The 16,768-nt window shown below is 66.9% G+C and carries 19 protein-coding genes; 14 read left to right on the top strand and 5 right to left on the bottom strand.

Annotated features, from left to right (window positions below; all coding sequences use genetic code 11):
* Positions 1 to 35: 35 nt before the first annotated feature.
* Positions 36 to 362, bottom strand: coding sequence for a hypothetical protein (locus AQ610_RS34870; RefSeq protein ID WP_231748994.1), 327 nt, complete (start codon positions 360 to 362; stop codon positions 36 to 38).
* Positions 363 to 386: 24 nt separating this feature from the next.
* Between AQ610_RS34870 and AQ610_RS34865 the strand changes: the two genes are divergently transcribed.
* From AQ610_RS34865 to AQ610_RS25770, 9 genes are all read left to right on the top strand, one after another.
* Positions 387 to 662, top strand: coding sequence for a hypothetical protein (locus AQ610_RS34865; protein WP_144411884.1), 276 nt, complete (start codon positions 387 to 389; stop codon positions 660 to 662).
* A 105-nt stretch (positions 663 to 767) separates the two neighbouring features.
* Positions 768 to 1,283 (top strand): sugar dehydrogenase complex small subunit, encoded by a 516-nt coding sequence (locus AQ610_RS25805; protein WP_009914898.1) that lies wholly within the window; start codon positions 768 to 770, stop codon positions 1,281 to 1,283.
* Positions 1,283 to 2,896 (top strand): GMC family oxidoreductase, encoded by a 1,614-nt coding sequence (locus AQ610_RS25800; RefSeq protein ID WP_006027349.1) that lies wholly within the window; start codon positions 1,283 to 1,285, stop codon positions 2,894 to 2,896. Before AQ610_RS25805 ends, AQ610_RS25800 begins: the two co-directional genes overlap by 1 nt.
* Positions 2,896 to 4,188, top strand: coding sequence for a cytochrome c (locus tag AQ610_RS25795; protein ID WP_006027348.1), 1,293 nt, complete (start codon positions 2,896 to 2,898; stop codon positions 4,186 to 4,188). The genes AQ610_RS25800 and AQ610_RS25795 overlap by 1 nt, the downstream gene beginning before the upstream one ends.
* Positions 4,189 to 4,364: 176 nt before the next feature.
* Complete coding sequence (locus AQ610_RS25790) at positions 4,365 to 4,778, top strand: DoxX family protein (protein WP_006027347.1); 414 nt, start codon at positions 4,365 to 4,367, stop codon at positions 4,776 to 4,778.
* A 52-nt stretch (positions 4,779 to 4,830) separates the two neighbouring features.
* Complete coding sequence (locus tag AQ610_RS25785) at positions 4,831 to 5,946, top strand: porin (RefSeq protein WP_009914900.1); 1,116 nt, start codon at positions 4,831 to 4,833, stop codon at positions 5,944 to 5,946.
* Positions 5,947 to 6,312: 366 nt separating this feature from the next.
* A complete protein-coding gene (locus AQ610_RS25780; protein WP_006027345.1) occupies positions 6,313 to 7,002 on the top strand; it encodes an ABC transporter permease in 690 nt (229 codons plus the stop codon).
* Positions 6,999 to 7,712: an ABC transporter permease gene (locus tag AQ610_RS25775; RefSeq protein WP_006027344.1), complete on the top strand. Its 714-nt coding sequence runs from the start codon at positions 6,999 to 7,001 to the stop codon at positions 7,710 to 7,712. The genes AQ610_RS25780 and AQ610_RS25775 overlap by 4 nt, the downstream gene beginning before the upstream one ends.
* A gap of 74 nt (positions 7,713 to 7,786) precedes the next feature.
* Positions 7,787 to 8,554 carry an ABC transporter ATP-binding protein gene (locus AQ610_RS25770; RefSeq protein ID WP_009914904.1) on the top strand — a complete coding sequence of 256 codons (768 nt, stop codon included), beginning with the start codon at positions 7,787 to 7,789 and terminating at the stop codon, positions 8,552 to 8,554.
* A gap of 69 nt (positions 8,555 to 8,623) precedes the next feature.
* Here the strand turns inward: AQ610_RS25770 and AQ610_RS25765 are convergent, their stop codons facing one another.
* On the bottom strand, positions 8,624 to 9,925 hold the full coding sequence (locus AQ610_RS25765; RefSeq protein ID WP_006027342.1) for a UDP-N-acetylglucosamine 1-carboxyvinyltransferase: 1,302 nt from the start codon (positions 9,923 to 9,925) through the stop codon (positions 8,624 to 8,626).
* A 213-nt stretch (positions 9,926 to 10,138) separates the two neighbouring features.
* On the opposite strand from AQ610_RS25765, the gene AQ610_RS25760 reads away from it, so the two are divergent.
* The gene (locus AQ610_RS25760) at positions 10,139 to 10,633 is read left to right on the top strand and encodes a GFA family protein (RefSeq protein WP_009914905.1); all 495 of its coding nucleotides are present in this window, start codon (positions 10,139 to 10,141) and stop codon (positions 10,631 to 10,633) included.
* A gap of 81 nt (positions 10,634 to 10,714) precedes the next feature.
* On the opposite strand, the gene AQ610_RS25755 is transcribed toward AQ610_RS25760, so the two are convergent.
* Complete coding sequence (locus tag AQ610_RS25755; RefSeq protein ID WP_009914906.1) at positions 10,715 to 11,056, bottom strand: hypothetical protein; 342 nt, start codon at positions 11,054 to 11,056, stop codon at positions 10,715 to 10,717.
* A 656-nt stretch (positions 11,057 to 11,712) separates the two neighbouring features.
* On the opposite strand from AQ610_RS25755, the gene AQ610_RS25750 reads away from it, so the two are divergent.
* Genes AQ610_RS25750 through AQ610_RS25740 form a run of 3 tightly spaced genes read left to right on the top strand, consistent with a single transcriptional unit; the run spans position 11,713 to position 14,434 of the window.
* Positions 11,713 to 12,960, top strand: coding sequence for an MFS transporter (locus AQ610_RS25750; RefSeq protein WP_006027339.1), 1,248 nt, complete (start codon positions 11,713 to 11,715; stop codon positions 12,958 to 12,960).
* A gap of 35 nt (positions 12,961 to 12,995) precedes the next feature.
* Positions 12,996 to 13,376: an ABC transporter permease gene (locus tag AQ610_RS25745; RefSeq protein WP_006027338.1), complete on the top strand. Its 381-nt coding sequence runs from the start codon at positions 12,996 to 12,998 to the stop codon at positions 13,374 to 13,376.
* The gene (locus AQ610_RS25740; protein ID WP_006027337.1) at positions 13,373 to 14,434 is read left to right on the top strand and encodes a hypothetical protein; all 1,062 of its coding nucleotides are present in this window, start codon (positions 13,373 to 13,375) and stop codon (positions 14,432 to 14,434) included. The genes AQ610_RS25745 and AQ610_RS25740 overlap by 4 nt, the downstream gene beginning before the upstream one ends.
* Before the next feature lie 101 nt (positions 14,435 to 14,535).
* Here AQ610_RS25740 and AQ610_RS25735 read toward each other — a convergent pair whose 3' ends face one another.
* Both AQ610_RS25735 and AQ610_RS36995 read right to left on the bottom strand, forming a co-directional pair.
* Positions 14,536 to 15,078, bottom strand: coding sequence for a DUF6622 family protein (locus tag AQ610_RS25735; RefSeq protein WP_006027336.1), 543 nt, complete (start codon positions 15,076 to 15,078; stop codon positions 14,536 to 14,538).
* 13 nt (positions 15,079 to 15,091) lie between these two features.
* Positions 15,092 to 15,664 (bottom strand): hypothetical protein, encoded by a 573-nt coding sequence (locus AQ610_RS36995; protein WP_162486728.1) that lies wholly within the window; start codon positions 15,662 to 15,664, stop codon positions 15,092 to 15,094.
* Positions 15,665 to 15,748: 84 nt separating this feature from the next.
* On the opposite strand from AQ610_RS36995, the gene AQ610_RS25730 reads away from it, so the two are divergent.
* Positions 15,749 to 16,768: a sensor histidine kinase gene (locus AQ610_RS25730; protein ID WP_043282860.1), complete on the top strand. Its 1,020-nt coding sequence runs from the start codon at positions 15,749 to 15,751 to the stop codon at positions 16,766 to 16,768.

Here is a 16,768-nt window from a genome sequence, read left to right as displayed (position 1 = left end):
AGACCCGTGGCGTGGAGGCTTCGCGAGCACGAACCTCATTCCTCGTCGCATCCCGATACGTCGCCAGGTCTTGTCCTGAAACCGTCGGGCTCGCGCGATGCCCGATCGGAGATACTGGTGTGGGTAACGGCTGCTTTTAACAATTCTTGATAGTCTTTCCGAAAATATAGTCGCTTGTCGTACAAAAGTACGAGCATTTTGGGTGTAGGGAACCCGCCGGTTTGAGGACAATTTTGAGATAAGCGCGGAAAACCGAGAACGGCCGTATAAAACAGGCAATCGAATGCGCGGCCGGGATGGCGGCGGCATGCGCTGGTGTCGCCCGCGGGGCGACCGTCGCGCGCGAGCTCGCCGGTGCGCATCGGAAGATCGACCGGGCGGGCGTCATGGAAGCCGGCATTCGAGGAATCGCCAGCGCAACGATCGAGCGGAGGCGGGCACTGGCCGAAGCGGAAAAGCGCGGACCGCACCGCACGCCCCATGCGCGCCCGTTCGAGCAACGATCGATGCGCGGCTTCCCGATCCTTTCATGTCGCACTGCTGCGTATTGCGGACAATCCGAGCGCTGCGACGCCACATTACGAAACAATTTCTTGCAAAAACTGAAAAAGCCGCCGGAACCCGCATTGCAAGGGAGTGCAAAACGATTCGATGAACTATAAAGGGATTGTTCAAATCACGACGAACGCGTACATTGCGGGTCCGCGCCGTGGTTTGAGAAATATCAAGACTCGTTTTCCCGAACCCGGCGCCAGAGAGAAGGAACGATGAATAACGACACCAATCCCCACGCGCGTCGCTCGATCGACGCGAACGAGCCCACGGGTGGGGGGCTCACCCGACGCCAATGGCTGCAGCGCTCGCTTGCGTTGAGCGCATTGGGCCTTGCCGGCTCGCTGACGCTGCGCGCGCTCGCCGGTGCGCCGAGCGCCGCGCCGCTCGACGCGTTCATGACGCTGTCGGAGGCGCTGACCGGCAAGACCGGCCTGAACCGCGCGGTCGGCGAACGGCTGCTGCGCGCGTTGCAGAAAGGTTCGTTCGAGTTCGGCGACGGGCTGCCGAAGCTCGCCGGCGCGCTCGCCGCGAACACGCTCACGCCCGATCAGGAAGCCCTCGCGCTGCGCATTCTCGAAGCGTGGTACCTCGGCATCGTCGACAACGTCGTGGTGACGTACGAGGAAGCGCTGATGTTCGGCGTCGTGTCCGACACGCTCGTGATCCGCTCGTACTGCCCCAACAAACCCGGCTTCTGGGCCGACAAACCGATCGAGAGGCAAGCCTGATGGCCGATACACAACAAGCCGACGTCGTCGTCGTGGGCTCGGGCGTGGCGGGCGCGATCGTTGCGCATCAGCTCGCGATGGCCGGCAAATCGGTGATCCTGCTCGAAGCCGGCCCGCGGATGCCGCGCTGGGAAATCGTCGAGCGCTTCCGCAACCAGCCGGACAAGATGGATTTCATGGCGCCGTATCCGTCGAGCGCGTGGGCGCCGCATCCGGAATACGAGCCGCCGAACGACTACCTCGTGCTCAAGGGCGAGCACAAGTTCAACTCGCAGTACATCCGCGCGGTGGGCGGCACGACGTGGCATTGGGCCGCGTCCGCGTGGCGCTTCATTCCGAACGACTTCAGGATGAAGACCGTGTACGGCGTCGGCCGCGACTGGCCGATCCAGTACGACGATCTCGAGCATGACTATCAGCGCGCCGAGGAAGAGCTGGGCGTCTGGGGGCCGGGCGCCGAAGAGGATCTGCTGTCGCCGCGCAAGGCGCCGTACCCGATGCCGCCGCTGCCGCTGTCCTACAACGAGCGGACGATCAAGACCGCGCTCAACAAACACGACCCGAAGTACCACGTCGTGACCGAGCCCGTCGCGCGCAACAGCCGTCCATACGACGGCCGGCCGACCTGCTGCGGGAACAACAACTGCATGCCGATCTGCCCGATCGGCGCGATGTACAACGGCGTCGTCCACGTCGAGAAGGCCGAGCAGGCGGGCGCGAAGCTGATCGAGAACGCGGTCGTCCACAAGCTCGAGGTGGGCCCGCGGAAGAAGATCGTCGCCGCGCTCTACAAGGACCCGAAGGGCGTCGAGCACCGCGTCGAGGGCAAGTACTTCGTGCTCGCCGCGAACGGCATCGAGACGCCGAAGCTGATGCTGATGTCGACGAGCCGCGATTTCCCGAACGGCGTCGGTAACAGTTCCGACATGGTCGGCCGCAACCTGATGGACCACCCGGGCACGGGCGTGTCGTTCTACGCGAGCGAGAAGCTGTGGCCGGGCCGCGGCCCGCAGGAGATGACGTCGCTGATCGGCTTTCGCGACGGAGCGTTTCGCGCGACCGAGGCGGCGAAGAAGATCCATCTGTCGAACCTGTCGCGCATCGACCAGGAGACGCAGAAGATCTTCAAGGCCGGCAAGCTGCTGAAGCCCGCCGAGCTCGACGCGCAGATCCGCGACCGCGCCGCGCGCTACGTGCAGTTCGACTGCTTCCACGAGATCCTGCCGCAGCCCGAGAACCGCATTGTGCCGAGCAAGACGGCGACCGATGCGCTCGGCATTCCGCGCCCGGAGATCACGTACCGGATCGACGACTACGTGAAGCGCGGCGCCGTGCACACGCGCGAAGTGTATGCGACGGCGGCGCAGGTGCTGGGCGGCACCGACGTCGCGTTCAACGACGAGTTCGCGCCGAACAACCACATCACCGGCTCGACGATCATGGGCGCGGACCCGCGCGATTCGGTCGTCGACAAGGATTGCCGCACGTTCGACCATCCGAACCTGTTCGTGTCGAGCAGCGCGACGATGCCGACGGTCGGCACGGTGAACGTGACGCTGACGATCGCGGCGCTCGCGCTGCGGATCTCGGACCAGTTGAAGAAGGAAATCTGATGCTGAAACGAACGCTTTCCTTCGTGCTGGCCGGCTGCCTCGCGTTGCCCGGCCTGTCGAGCGCGGCGGCCGCCGCGCCTTCCGCCGACGCGGCGCTCGTCGAGCGCGGCCGCTATCTGGCCGTCGCGGGCGACTGCATGGCGTGCCACACGGCGAAGGGCGGCAAGCCGTTCGCGGGCGGCTTGCCGATGCGCGCGCCCGTCCTCGGCACGATCTACACGACGAACATCACGCCCGACAAGGCAACGGGCATCGGCGACTGGACGTTCGCGGACTTCGAGCGCGCGGTGCGTCACGGCGTGGCGAAGAACGGCGACAACCTGTATCCGGCGATGCCGTACGTGTCGTATGCGAAGATCACCGACGACGACGTGAAGGCGCTCTATGCGTACTTCATGCATGGCGTCGAGCCGGTCAGGCAGCCGCCGCGCAAGAACGACATCCCGTGGTATCTGAGCATGCGCTGGCCGCTCAAGATCTGGAACCTGCTGTTCCTGAAGGAAGGCGCGTACCAGCCGAAGCCGGGGCGCAGCGTCGAATGGAACCGCGGCGCGTATCTCGTGCAGGGCCTCGCGCACTGCGGCACGTGCCACACGCCGCGCGCCGTCACGCTGCAGGAGAAGTCGCTCGACGAAACGGGCGGCAGCTTCCTCGCGGGCTCGGTGCTGTCCGGCTGGGACGGCTACAACATCACGTCGGACCCGAACGCGGGGATCGGCGGCTGGTCGCAGCAGCAGCTCGTCCAGTATCTGCGCACGGGCAGCGTGCCGGGTCTCGCGCAGGCGGGAGGGCCGATGGCCGAGGCGGTCGAGCACAGCTTCTCGCAGATGACCGATGCGGACATCGGCGCGATCGCGACGTACATCCGCACGGTGCCCGCCGTCGCCGACGGCACCGCGAAGGCGCGCTCCGCATGGGGCAAGCCGGCCGAGGACGGAATCCGGCTGCGCGGCGTCGCGCTCGCCGCGACGGGCATCGATCCCGCGCGCCTCTATCTCGGCAACTGCGCGAGTTGCCACCAGATGCAGGGCAAGGGCACGCCGGACGGCTACTATCCGTCGCTCCTGCACAATTCGACGGTCGGCGCGCCGAATCCGACGAATCTCGTGCAGGTGATCCTGAACGGCGTCGCGCGCAAGGCGGGCAACGAGGACGTCGGGATGCCGGCGTTCCGGCACGAGCTGTCGGACGCGCAGATCGCCGCGCTCGCGAACTACCTGACCGCGCAATTCGGCAATCCGGCGGCGAAGGTGAGCGAGCAGGACGTTGCGAAGCTGCGCGCCGCGCAGTAACGTACGACTCGGTTATCCGGCGATCGGGGAGGACGGCATCGCACCGGGCGGCCGTCCGGTGGCAGGTCGCAGTCGACAGGGAGGCGGCGCATCGCGCGCCGCCTCGGTTCGCAACCGGCACGTGCGCGACGCGTCGTCGCACCGCGCACGGCGCCCGCTTCCGGCTCCAAACGACAATGAGACAAGCTTTCCTTGCGCCTCAAAAAGACCTTCTTCTGCTGCTGTCCCGCATCCTGCTCGTTATCCTGTTCGTGATCTTCGGCTGGGAGAAGCTGCTGAATTTCTCGGGCACGGTCCAGTTCATGACCGCGGAAGGCACGCCGCTGCCGTCGATCGCGGCCGTCGTCGCCATCGCGATGGAGTTCTTCGTCGGCATCGCGATCCTGATCGGCTTCTGCACGCGGCCGCTCGCGCTGCTGCTCGGCCTCTACACGATCGGCACCGCGTTCATCGGCCATCACTACTGGTCGATGCCTGCTGCCGAGCAGATGAACATGATGATCCACTTCTACAAGAACCTCGCGATCACGGGCGGCTTGTTCGCCCTGTGCGCGGCTGGCCCCGGACGCTATTCGCTCGATCGCGGCTGAGCGGCGTGCCGGACGTGTTGTGAACCTGAGAGAAGACAACAGGCGGAGAACAATGGGTTTTCAATCGAGAAAAATGATGGTCGCGCTCGTCGCGGCCGGGCCGGTGCTCGCTTGCGCGCAGACGAGCGTCACGCTTTATGGCCGCGTCGACGGCGGCGTCGAATATCTGAATCACATCGCGAATCCTTCGGGCGGAAGCTCGTCGCGCTGGAGCGCCGAGAGCGGCGACTGGGGCACGAGCATGTTCGGCCTGAAGGGCGCCGAGGATCTCGGCGGCCGCACGTCGGCGATCTTCAACCTGGAGACTGCGTTCCAGGTGATGAACGGCACGACGGGCGGCGGCCGGATGTGGTCGCGGCGCGCGTACGTCGGCTTGAAGAACGACACGTGGGGCACGCTGCAGGCGGGCCGCAACCTCTTCATCGACAGCGACGGCGTGTGGGAATTCGATCCGTTCGTCCAGCAGGCGTTTTCGTCGGCGTCGCTCGTACGCGGGCGCAACTGGCAGCAGACGAGCAACAACGTCGAGTATCACAGCCCGGTGTTCGGCGGCTTCGACGTGCAGGCGCAGTATGCGTTCGGCAATCAGTCGCGCGGCTTCAACTACGGCGCGCAGGGCGACTTCGGCCGCTCGGACGGCGTGATGATCTCGTATCACTCGCCGATGCTCGACGTGCGCGGGATCTATGACGAACTGCGCGACAGCAACGGCCGGATGAGCAACATCTTCTCGAGCTCGCGCGAATATTTCATCGGCGCGAACGTGAAGGTGCAGAAGTTCAAGATCCAGGGCGCGTACACGCATTACTCCGCGCCCGATACGCCGGCGGGCCTCGCGGATCGCGCCGATCACTTCTGGCTCGGCGCGACGTATCAGGCGAATCCGCAATGGGCGGTGACGGGCGGCGGCTACTACGTGCGCGTGCGCGGCGGCGACGGCGGCGATGCGTCGCACGATCCGTCCGGCCACGCGATCATGTATGCGCTCGGGACGACTTACAACCTGTCGAAGCGCACGTTCCTGTACGGCACGCTCGCCTATGTGCGCAACGGCGGGAATTCGAACTTCTCGCTGCTCGCGACGCCGCGCGACGCGACGCCGAACACGAGCCCGCTCGCGGGAGAATCGCAGACGGGCGCGTATGTCGGGATGATGCATACCTTCTGACGCGTGCGTCGCGCGGTGCGGAAAGAGAGGATGTCCGCCGATCGCCCGGAGGTCTTTTTTTCGCAGGCAACCGTGCGCGCGAACGTACCGGATCGCCCATCGCGTCACAGAATTGCTTCGCGCTCCCGAAGAACGCCTGCCGCCGCCCGCGCGTCGCGCTTGAGCATGATGCGGCCGTTCGGGCATTAGAGAAAAACACGGATTGCCGGGCAAAATCGGCCGACGCAAAGTTGTACATACAACTTCGGCGCGGCCGGAATCGCCGCATCGAAACAGTTCGTCAACTCCCGGAAACCCGGCGGACAGGTTGCGCGCCCGCTTCGCGGCGGCAGCGCGCCGCGCCCGCGCACATCGAGGAAATCGCAGATGCTCTTTCAAGGCTTCGGCCCGCTGCTGTGGGCCGGTACGGTCGAGACGGTCAAGCTCGCCGTGCTGTCGCTCGCCGCGTCGCTCGCGCTCGGGCTTGCCGGCGCAGCCGCCAAGCTGTCGTCCAATCGCGCGTTGGCGAGCGTCGGCACGTTCTACACGACGCTGATTCGCGCGGTGCCGGATCTCGTGCTGATGCTGCTGCTGTTCTACGGCATCCAGATCCTGCTGAACGATGCGACCGACATGCTCGGCGTCGATCAGATCGACATCGACCCATTCGTCGCCGGCATCGTCACGCTGGGCTTCATCTACGGCGCCTACTTCACCGAGACGTTTCGCGGCGCGTTCCTCGCGGTGCCGCGCGGCCAGCTCGAGGCGGGCTTCGCGTACGGGATGGGCTCGTGGCGCGTGTTCGCGCGGATCATGTTCCCGCAGATGATGCGCTTCGCGCTGCCCGGCATCGGCAACAACTGGCAGGTGCTCGTGAAGGCGACCGCGCTCGTGTCGATCATCGGCTTGGCCGATGTCGTGAAGGCGTCGCAGGACGCCGGCAAGAGCACGCTGAACTTCTTTTTCTTCACGCTCGCGGCCGGCGCGATCTATCTGGCGATCACGACGCTGTCGAACCTCGTGCTGATGTACCTCGAAAAACGCTATTCGGCGGGCGTGCGGAGGCTGGCGCTGTGATTCAGATCATCGGTCAATATTGGCAGAACTACCTGTTCAGCGACGGCTATCGGTTGAGCGGCCTCGCGATCACGCTATGGCTGCTCGTCGTGTCGATCGGGCTCGGCTTCGGCCTCGCGGTGCCGCTCGCGATTGCGCGTGCGTCGCGCAGCCGCGCGGTGTCGGGCCCGGTCTGGCTCTATACGTACGTGTTCCGCGGCACGCCGCTCTACGTGCAACTGCTGCTCTGCTACACGGGCATCTACAGCCTGAGCGTCGTGCACGACCACGCATGGCTCGACGGCTTCTTCCGCAGCGCGATGAACTGCACGCTGCTCGCGTTCACGCTGAACGAATGCGCATACGCGACCGAGATCTTCGCGGGCGCGATCAAATCGACGTCGCCGGGCGAGATCGAGGCGGGGCTCGCCTACGGGATGTCGCGGTTCAAGCTGTACACGCGGGTGATCCTGCCGTCGGCGCTGCGCCGCGCGCTGCCGAGCTACAGCAACGAAGTGATCCTGATGCTGCATGCGACGACGCTCGCGTTCACGGCGACGGTGCCCGACATCCTGAAGGTCACGCGCGACGTCAATTCGGCCACCTACGCATCGTTTCAGGCGTACGGGATCGCGGCCGCGCTGTATGCCGTCGTCGTGTTCGCGCTGATCTGGATATTCCGCCGGATGGAAGCGCGCTGGCTCGCGTACCTGAGGCCGCAGGGGCATTGATGCGCGCGTCGCGCGCGGGCGGTATCGATCAACGAAGCACAACGACGATCAAATACGATCAGGGACGACGGCGAATGTACAAGCTGACGGTGGATGACCTGCACAAGAAGTTCGGCGACAACGAAGTGCTCAAGGGCATCTCGCTGCAGGCGAAGGCGGGGGACGTGATCAGCATCATCGGCTCGAGCGGCTCGGGAAAGAGCACGTTCCTGCGCTGCATCAATTTTCTCGAGCAGCCGTGCTCGGGGACGATCACGCTCGGCGACGAGTCGATCCGCGTGACGCGCGACCGGCGCGGCGCGCCGAAAATCGGCGATCCGAAGCAATTGCAGCGGATGCGCGTGAAGCTCGCGATGGTGTTCCAGCACTTCAACCTGTGGGCGCACATGACGGTGCTCGAGAACGTGACCGAGGCGCCCGTCAGCGTGCTCGGCCTGTCGCGCGCCCAGGCCGAGGCGCGGGCGCGCGAGTATCTGCGGAAGGTGGGGCTCGCGCCGAGCGTCGAGGCGAAGTATCCGTCGCACCTGTCGGGCGGCCAGCAGCAGCGCGTCGCCATCGCGCGGGCGCTCGCGATGGAGCCCGAAGTCATGCTGTTCGACGAGCCGACGTCGGCGCTCGACCCGGAGCTCGTCGGCGAAGTGCTGAAAGTGATGCAGGCGCTTGCGGAAGAAGGGCGAACGATGATCGTCGTCACGCACGAGATGGGCTTCGCGCGCAACGTGTCGAATCACGTGATCTTTCTGCACCAGGGGCGGATCGAAGAGGAGGGACATCCGCGGGACGTGCTCGTCAATCCGAAGAGCGAGCGGCTGTCGCAGTTCCTGTCGGGCAGGCTCAAGTAGGCGGCCGGCCGGCGGCGGCGCGCGCACGTCGCGGTTCGCGCGAGCGTGCGCGCGCTGCCGCGCGCCGGCTCATTCGCCGCTCGTCCACTCGACGTTCGCGCCGACCGAGCGCAGATTCTCGACGAAGTGCGGATGCGCGCGCCGGATCGGCTGCGCGTTCAGGATCTCCGAGCGTCCGTCGATGCTCGCCGCGACCATCAAGAGCGCGATCGCGACGCGAATGATGTACGGGCTCTCGACACGCGCCGGGCTGAGCGGCAGCCCGCCGAACGTGATCAGCCGATGCGGGTCGGAGAGGAACACGTGCGCGCCGAACTTCGACAACTCGCCCGTCCAGCCCATCGCGCCGTCGTAGACCTTGTTCCAGAACATCACGCTGCCTTGCGCCTGCACGCCGAGCGCGATGAAGATCGGCAGCAGATCGACGGGCAGGTAAGGCCACGGCGCGGCCTCGACCTTCGTCAGGATGTTGCGCGTAAACGGCTGCTTGACCTTCAGCGGACCGTCGCGCAGCGCGTGCGACCAGCCGTTCTCGTGCTTGACCTGCACGCCGAACTTCGCGAAGGTCCGGTCGATCAGCGGGAACTGCTCGGGCGAGCCGTTGCGCACCGCGATGTCGCCGCCCGTGATCGCGCCGAGCGCGAGGAACGTCGCGATTTCGTGGAAGTCCTCGTTGAAGCGGTATTCGCCGCCCGCGAGCGCGCGGCCGCCCTGGACGCTCAGATGCGACGTGCCGATGCCCTCGATCGGCACGCCGAGCATCGCGAGGAACCGGCAGAACTCCTGCACGTGCGGCTCCGACGCGGCGTTGACGAGCGTCGACGTGCCGTTCGCCGACGCCGCGCACAGCACGAAGTTCTCGGTCGTCGTGACGGATGCGTAGTCGAGCCAGTGATGATTCGGCGTGAGCGGGCCGTCGGCGCGCACGATCAGCGAATCGGACGTGCGCTCGATCCGCGCGCCGAAGCGCTCGAACACTTCCACGTGCGGATCGATCTCGCGCACGCCGAGCGTGCAGCCCTTCACGTCGTTCTCGAGCCGTGCGACGCCGAAGCGCGCGAGGAGCGGCGGCACCAGCATGATCGACGAGCGCATCTCCTCCGGCAGCCGGTGCACGGCCGGATCGAACGCGGTCGCGCGATGGTGCAGGTCGAGCACGCCGGTGGCGTAGTCGATCGCGACATCGCTGCCGAGCGTGCGGAAGATGTCGAGAATCTTGCGGACGTCGGTGATGTCAGGCACGCCGACGAGCCGCAGCGGCCGGTCGGTGAGGAGCGTCGCGCACAGGATGGGGAGGACGGCGTTCTTGTTGGCGGACGGCGTGATTTCTCCGCGAAGCGGGGCGCCGCCGTGGACGATCAGGTTCGACATGTTCGGATGCAGGTGGATGTAATGACGCGCAAGGTCGATATCATGCCACCGATCGCGGGGATTTCGCAGATTCGTCGCGCGGCTCGGCGCGTCTGGCGTGCCGCGGAAAACGGGCGGGCACTTGAGGCGGGCACTTCACAGGCATCGCGCGAAGGGGGATCATCGCATTGCGCGAAGCAATGGCGATCGTACCCTTTTCAAGCGAGGCGACGCATGCAAACCGACGATTCCCCGATCTACGAAGGTGGTTGCACATGCGGCGCAGTGCGCTACCGGATGACATCCCGGCCGCTCATCGTGCATTGCTGCCATTGCCGCTGGTGTCAGCGGGAAACCGGCACGGCGTTCGCGCTGAACGCGCTGATCGAATCGGACCGCTTGCTGCTGCTGCGCGGCGAAGTCGACATCGTCGATACGCCGTCGAACAGCGGCAAGGGCCAGAAGATCGCGCGCTGCCCGCACTGCCGCATCGCGGTGTGGAGCCATTATGCGGGCGGCGGCAGCGCGGTGAGCTTCGTTCGCGTCGGCACGCTCGACGAGCCGGACCGCCTGCCGCCCGACATTCATATCTTCACGTCGTCGAAGCAGCCGTGGGTGATCCTGCCGCCCGACGCCCGCGCCGTTCCCGAGTACTACTCGTCAGACGAAGTCTGGTCGGCCGAGAGCCGCGCGCGACGCGCGGCGTTGCGCGCGAAGCGGGATCGTTAGCGGCGTCGGCGGCCGTTGCGTGCGACGTGTCGCGCCGGCGTTTCGGTTCATGTCATGCCGGCAGCGCCGGCACGTCGGGCGTTACAGGCAACTGTTGATGTCGCCCGCGGCCGCGCCGTCCGCCGAGCCGCTGCCCGCGCGGAAGCCGACCCAGGTCTTCGCGTTGCCCGAGAATGCGGGGCGCACGACCGCGGCCGCGCCGTTCGGCGGCTGCTGGCCCGGCACATAGACGTCAGCGGCGAGACCGTTCGCGAGCACGTTCTGCGTGACGACCTGTTGTTGCGACTTGTCGGCCCAGGTCTTCGCAATGCAGGCCGAGACGTCCGGCGCGGGTTTCTGGCTCTGTCCCACGTTCTGGACATCGGCGCCCGCGGCGCTGGCCGAAGTTGCCACGATCAATGCGATGAGCGGTAAGTATTTCACGTTATCTCCCTCTGGTCGTGATTCGTGAATCGGATTTCAACAGGTACTACGATCCAGTCTGAGTGCGCATCGCCCGCGATGTTCCAACAATTCGGAAACAAGATGTTAAGGCGCTTGCCAATCGTGTCGGCGTGCGCTGTGCGTGGCGCGTGCGAATACCGCCGCCCCGGCGTTGCCGGGGCGACGTGCGTGCTTGCGGATGATTTGATTGGCGCTGCGAAGAAATGAAGCAGGAAGGCGGCGCGCGATCCGCCGCGCCGGCTGAGGCGATCGAAACCGTCAGCCTACGCCGCGCGGCTCTTCGGCCGCTGGCGCAGGGTGCATGCTAACGGTGGCCCCGTCGCGTTCGTATTCGTTGAGTTCATGATGGCAAAGACCGCACGCAATGACTGTTAAGCACGTTCAAATCGGCGGGCCGCGAATGTCATGGATTGTTTGACGCGCGGTCCCGGTTTGGCGGGGACATGCGGACCTCATTGAACCGACGAAGTTTTTACTCCCGGGGCTCATGCTTCGGCTTGCACGTATCGCCGCGAGCCGGACGGGTTCGTAGATTGGCCCGCGGATTGGTCCGCAATAAATGGAGCGCGTGGCGCGGCGAGCTTGCGTAACGTGCAGGGCATCTCTTGTCGACCGACTCCGAACGAGGTGCAACGATGCCCCGCCTTTCCATTCCATTCCGGCGCCTCGCGCTGTCGAACTGCGCCGCGCAGTCGGCCGAGCAGATCGGCCTCGCGGTGACGCCGCTCGTCGCCGTGCTGACGCTTGGCGCGAGCGCAAGCGGCACCGCCTTGCTGCAGACGGCGCAGACGCTGCCGTTTCTGCTCCTTTCGATTCCGCTCGGCGTGTGGGCGGATCGGCATTCGCGCAAAAGGATCATGGCGGCGGCCGAGGGCCTGCGCGCGCTCGCGCTGGCCGTCGCGCTGGCGCTGCTCGCCGCGCATGCGCTGACGCTGCCGTCGCTCGCGATGCTCGGCTTCGTCGGCGCGTGCGGGACCGTCGCGTATGGCGTGGCCGCGCCGGCGCTGGTTCCCGCGCTCGTCGGCCGCGCGGAACTGGCGCGAGCGAACGGCGTCATCGAGCTCGCGCGCAGCGCCGCGTACTCGGCCGGCCCCGCGATCGGCGGCGCGCTGGTCGGCTGGACCGGCGCGAAATGGGCCTATGGCGTGGCGGCGATGCTGTCCGCCTATGCGATGCTGCTGCTGGCCCGATTGCCGGACGCGCGCTCGCCGGCCGCGCCGCGCAAGCGCTTCGCCGCCGAGCTGCGTGACGGCGCGCGGTTCGTCTATCGCGATCGTCATTTGCGGCCGATGATCGTCACCGCAGTCTTCTTCAACATCGGCTTTTTCACGTTGCAGGCGGTATATGTGCCGTATGCGGTTCAGCATCTGATGCTGGGCGCGCCGCGGATCGGCGTGACGTTCGCCGCGTACGGCATCGGCATGATGGGCGGCGCGTCGATGGCGCCGGCGATCGCGCGGCGCCTCAAGTTCGGCGTCGTCCTCACGATCGGGCCCGTCTGCGGCCTCGCCGCGTCGCTCGTCATGGTCATGTCGATTTTCGTGCCGTCGTTCTGGCTCGCGGCGTCGGGCTTTTTCCTGCTCGGCGTCGGGCCGATCGTGTGGACGGTCGCGTCGACGACGCTGCGTCAGGCGATCACGCCGTCGACGATGCTCGGTCGCGTGTCCGCGATCAACAGCGCCGCGACCTATGGCGCGCGTCCGCTCGGCGCGCTCGCGGGCGCCGTCGTCGCGGGCCGGTTCGGGATCGACGCGTGCATCTGGGCGTCGGTCGCGGGCTTCGCGATTCAGGCGGCCGTGATCGTACTGTCCGCGGTGTCGAGGCTCGAGCGGATTCCGGATGCGGCGTATGCCGTGCCGCAGCACGCATCGCTGCCTGATTGAGCGATGGCGGCGGCGGTCGGCTCGCCGGGCGAGGCATGTTCGGCGCCATTTTCGGTTTCATCGCGGTGCTGATCGCGACGATCGTGATGTTTACGGTCGGCAACACGATGAACATGGCGGTGATGGAGCGCACCCACGAAATCGGCACGCTGCGCGCGATCGGCGTGCGCGGCGCGGGCATCCGGCGCATGTTCGTCTGCGAGGACTTCCTGCTCGGCGTCTGCGGCGCGGCGCTGGGCACGCTGCTCGTGTTCGGTGCGAGCTTCCTGATCAATCGCGCGCAACTGCACTGGACGCCGCCCGGCCAGACGGAGCCGATGCCGCGGCCGCCGCGCCCGTCGCCCGCAGCAACTGGCGCGGCACGTTTGAAGCGGCCGCGGCGAACTACACGGCCGCGAGCCAGACGGGGCCCGTGACGCTCGACGACAACCTGCGCATGTCGAGCACGCTCGCCTACGACGGCACGTTCGGCGCGTGGCGGGTGATCGTGTCGAACCGCCTCGACGCGGGGTGGCGCGCGGGCGTCGCGCAGACCAACGCGGTCGATACGCTGCAGCAGGCCTACGTGAGCTGGCGCGCGAGCCCGAATGCGATCGTCGATGTCGGGCGCATCAATCTGCGCGAGGGCGTCGCCTCCGGGTTCAATCCGACCGATTTCTTCAGGGCGGGCGCGCTGCGCTCGGTCGTGTCGATCGACCCGGAGAGCCTGCGCGAGAACCGGCTCGGCAGCGTGATGGCGCGCGGGCAGATTCTGTGGGACGGCGGCTCGGTGACGGCGCTCGTTTCGCCGCGCATCGACACGCGGCCGAGCGCCGCGACCTTCAATCCCGATTTCGGCGAGACGAACCGGCGGACGCGCTACATGCTGAGCGTGTCGCAGCGGCTCGTCGGCGAATTCGCGCCGCAATGGCTGCTGTACGGCGGCGAGCGGATCTCGCCGCAACTCGGCGTGAACGCGACCGCGCTGATCGACGACGCGACGGTTGGCTTCGTCGAATATGCGATCGGGCGCGGCAACGCGATCGCCGACACCGCGCAGGCGCCGGAGCGGCTGACGTCGAAGCTCGCGACGGGGCTCACGCATACGTTCGCGAACAAGCTGTCGCTGACGCTCGAATACGATTACGACGGCGCGAGCGCGAGCCGCGGCGCGTGGCTTGCGCTGCAAAACGATTCGGCGCGCTACTGGGGGTATCGCGCGAGCGCGAGCGTCGCGCAGGAATTGATGACGCGGCAGTCGCTGTTCGTCTATGCGTCGATGCCGGATGCGTTCGTCCGGCATCTCGATCTGAAGGCGATGGGCCGCTACGATATCGACGATCACAGCTACTTCACGTGGCTGGAGGCGCGTTACCGCTGGCCGCGCACCGACGTCGCCGTGCAGTGGCAGGGCAATCACGGCGCGTCGCGCAGCGTGTACGGCGCGCAGGCGCAAAGCGAGATCGTGCAGGGCGTCGTGACGTTCTTCTTCTGAGCTCCGCCGACGGCGGTTGCGGGGTCGGGCGGCGGGGGCGGGGCGCGCGAGCGCGCGCGGCGCGCAGCCATCGCGTCATGCGTCACGCATCGATTCGACCATCAGTTCGAGTCGAACGTGTATGCGCCGTCCTTGTCGCGCGGCCCGTTCGCGTACCGGACGCAGCGTGCGGCCACGTTGATCGCGCGGCCGAGCGGCATGCCGACGAGCAGGCCCCACACCGCGAACGACAGCAGGACGAACGTGCTCGTCGCGGCCCACGGCTTCGCGGCGGCGATCGCGTAATGCATGTACGTCTCGGCGGCGAACGTGAGCATCAGCGTCGCGAGCAGGCTCGCGTCGCCGGGCAGGCGAACGACGAGGCGCGATTGCGCGACGTTGAATTGCAGCCGCCAGCGGCGCGCATGGAGCCAGCCGAGCACCGCGCCGGCCGCGAGGCTCGCGAGCGCGACGGCGTCGGCGCCGATGCCGGCGTGCGGAAACAGCGCGTTGAGGCTCGTGATGCCGAGCATCGCGAACACGATCGGCGACAGCAGCGGCCGCGTCGGCGTCACCTGGCGCGGAAAGCAGCGTTTCACGCCGATGTAGACGAGCGCGCAAAACAGCACGTAGACGTAGCTCGGGAGATGGAACGTTGGGTACATGATCGAATGGCCTTCATCGGGCTTGTCTGTCGGTCACGATAGACGCGATCGGACACGTGCGCGGCGGTTTGCGACGAACGGCGCGTTCCGGGCGACGAACGGCGTCGATGTGCGATGAATGTTGCGACGAGCGATGGCGAAAGGTTGGGGAATCGTTGGCGAATTGTTGGCGAATCGTGGGCAAATGGGCGGCCCGATCCGGGCGACGCGGGCAGGTTGCCCGCGAATCGGCGGGCGGAAGCGGCGCACGCACGGGCGCCGGCGCGCGTTCCGTTGCGTTTCGATGCATGCTGCGTCGCAATAATCCGCGCCTGCCGATCGGCAATGTCGTTCGATGCCGTTCGACGCCGCGCAGGGAACGGAGAACGGGAAACGACGAACGGTCGACGGCGCGGGCGGCCCGCTGCATTCCACGCATCGAACCGGCGCGGCGTTCCACTACAATCGTCACCGTGGCGTTGCGGCGCGTCGGATGCCGCGGCGCCTCGTCGCGCGCCTGCGCCGTTCGTCGCACGCGCCGCCGCCGATGCGCGCCTGCGTTATGGTTGCACGTTATGGTTGCAGTATCGCGCCCGTTCGCGTTCATGCTCACGCTCCGTTCGACACCATGCAAAGCCGGCTCCATTCCTTCTTTTCCGCGCGGACGGCCGACTCCGGCGCCGCGCGGCCCATGCGCAGGATGCTGGGGCTGGCCGGACTCGTGCTGTTCAACTGCATCGTCGGCCTGAGCTCGTGGGCGAACCGCCGCGACGACGCGGTGCTGCCCTATCTCGTGCTCGCGAACGGCATCGGCCTGTCCGCGCTGCTGCTCAGCCGGTGCGCCGACAAGCTGACGCGCGGCAAGCTCGCGGTGCTGCCGAAGGTGCTGATCATCGCGCCCGTCAGCGTGCTCGCCGGCTTCGAGATCACGGCGTCGACGATCGGGCACGTGCCGCATCTGATCGGGCGCGCGAGCGTTCGCGAATGGTTCGCGTACGGATCGTCGTTCGCGGTCGCCGGCATCGCCTGCGCGTTCCTTTCATTGTTCATGCAGGCGGCGCGGATGCGCGCGTCGCTCGAGACGCAGCGCCGCGAGGCGGCCGAGGCGCGCCAGGCGGAGACGGCCGCGCGCCTCGCGCTGCTGCAGGCGCAGATCGAGCCGCATTTCCTGTTCAACACGCTCGCAAACGTGCAGAGCCTGATTGAACGCGATCCGGCGCGCGCGTCGACGATGCTCGACAGCCTGAACCGGTATCTGCGCGCGAGCCTCGGCCGCACCCGCAAGGCGACGTCGACGCTCGGCGAGGAGCTCGAACTCGTCGAGGCGCTGCTGCAGATCGCGTCGATCCGGCTGGGCGAGCGGCTGCGCTATGCGATCGACGTGCCGGCGCCGTTGCGGGAGCTCGCGTTTTCGCCGCTGCTGTTGCAGCCGCTCGTCGAGAATGCGCTGCTGCACGGGATCGAGCCGTCGATCGACGGCGGCGAGATCCGCGTGAGCGGCCGGCGCAACGGCAGGATGCTCGAGCTGAGCGTGATCGACACGGGCGTTGGCCTCGGCAACGGCGAAACCAGGCTGCATGGCGGCGTCGGGCTGGCCAACGTCGTCGCACGCATCAAGAGCCTCCACGGCGAGCGCGGCCGCGTGTCGGTCGGCGCGACGGCCGGCGCCACGCGGGGCGTGACCGCGACCTTGCAAATCCCGATTGATTGA

Origin of the sequence: Burkholderia humptydooensis (genome assembly GCF_001513745.1) — a bacterium.
Classification (GTDB): domain Bacteria; phylum Pseudomonadota; class Gammaproteobacteria; order Burkholderiales; family Burkholderiaceae; genus Burkholderia; species Burkholderia humptydooensis.
This window is presented reverse-complemented; position numbering and strand designations above follow the sequence as displayed.

Bases quoted from the DNA above. Each gene is read 5' to 3' on its own strand.
- AQ610_RS25795 (WP_006027348.1), top strand. From the start codon at position 2,896: ATGCTGAAACGAACGCTTTCCTTCGTGCTGGCCGGCTGCCTCGCGTTG.
- AQ610_RS25790 (WP_006027347.1), top strand. From the start codon at position 4,365: ATGAGACAAGCTTTCCTTGCGCCTCAAAAAGACCTTCTTCTGCTGCTG.
- AQ610_RS25800 (WP_006027349.1), top strand. From the start codon at position 1,283: ATGGCCGATACACAACAAGCCGACGTCGTCGTCGTGGGCTCGGGCGTG.
- AQ610_RS25785 (WP_009914900.1), top strand. From the start codon at position 4,831: ATGGGTTTTCAATCGAGAAAAATGATGGTCGCGCTCGTCGCGGCCGGG.
- AQ610_RS25770 (WP_009914904.1), top strand. From the start codon at position 7,787: ATGTACAAGCTGACGGTGGATGACCTGCACAAGAAGTTCGGCGACAAC.
- AQ610_RS25765 (WP_006027342.1), bottom strand. From the start codon at position 9,925: ATGTCGAACCTGATCGTCCACGGCGGCGCCCCGCTTCGCGGAGAAATC.
- AQ610_RS25760 (WP_009914905.1), top strand. From the start codon at position 10,139: ATGCAAACCGACGATTCCCCGATCTACGAAGGTGGTTGCACATGCGGC.
- AQ610_RS25780 (WP_006027345.1), top strand. From the start codon at position 6,313: ATGCTCTTTCAAGGCTTCGGCCCGCTGCTGTGGGCCGGTACGGTCGAG.
- AQ610_RS25730 (WP_043282860.1), top strand. From the start codon at position 15,749: ATGCGCAGGATGCTGGGGCTGGCCGGACTCGTGCTGTTCAACTGCATC.
- AQ610_RS36995 (WP_162486728.1), bottom strand. From the start codon at position 15,664: ATGAACGCGAACGGGCGCGATACTGCAACCATAACGTGCAACCATAAC.
- AQ610_RS25735 (WP_006027336.1), bottom strand. From the start codon at position 15,078: ATGTACCCAACGTTCCATCTCCCGAGCTACGTCTACGTGCTGTTTTGC.
- AQ610_RS34865 (WP_144411884.1), top strand. From the start codon at position 387: ATGGAAGCCGGCATTCGAGGAATCGCCAGCGCAACGATCGAGCGGAGG.
- AQ610_RS34870 (WP_231748994.1), bottom strand. From the start codon at position 362: ATGCGCACCGGCGAGCTCGCGCGCGACGGTCGCCCCGCGGGCGACACC.
- AQ610_RS25750 (WP_006027339.1), top strand. From the start codon at position 11,713: ATGCCCCGCCTTTCCATTCCATTCCGGCGCCTCGCGCTGTCGAACTGC.
- AQ610_RS25745 (WP_006027338.1), top strand. From the start codon at position 12,996: ATGTTCGGCGCCATTTTCGGTTTCATCGCGGTGCTGATCGCGACGATC.
- AQ610_RS25805 (WP_009914898.1), top strand. From the start codon at position 768: ATGAATAACGACACCAATCCCCACGCGCGTCGCTCGATCGACGCGAAC.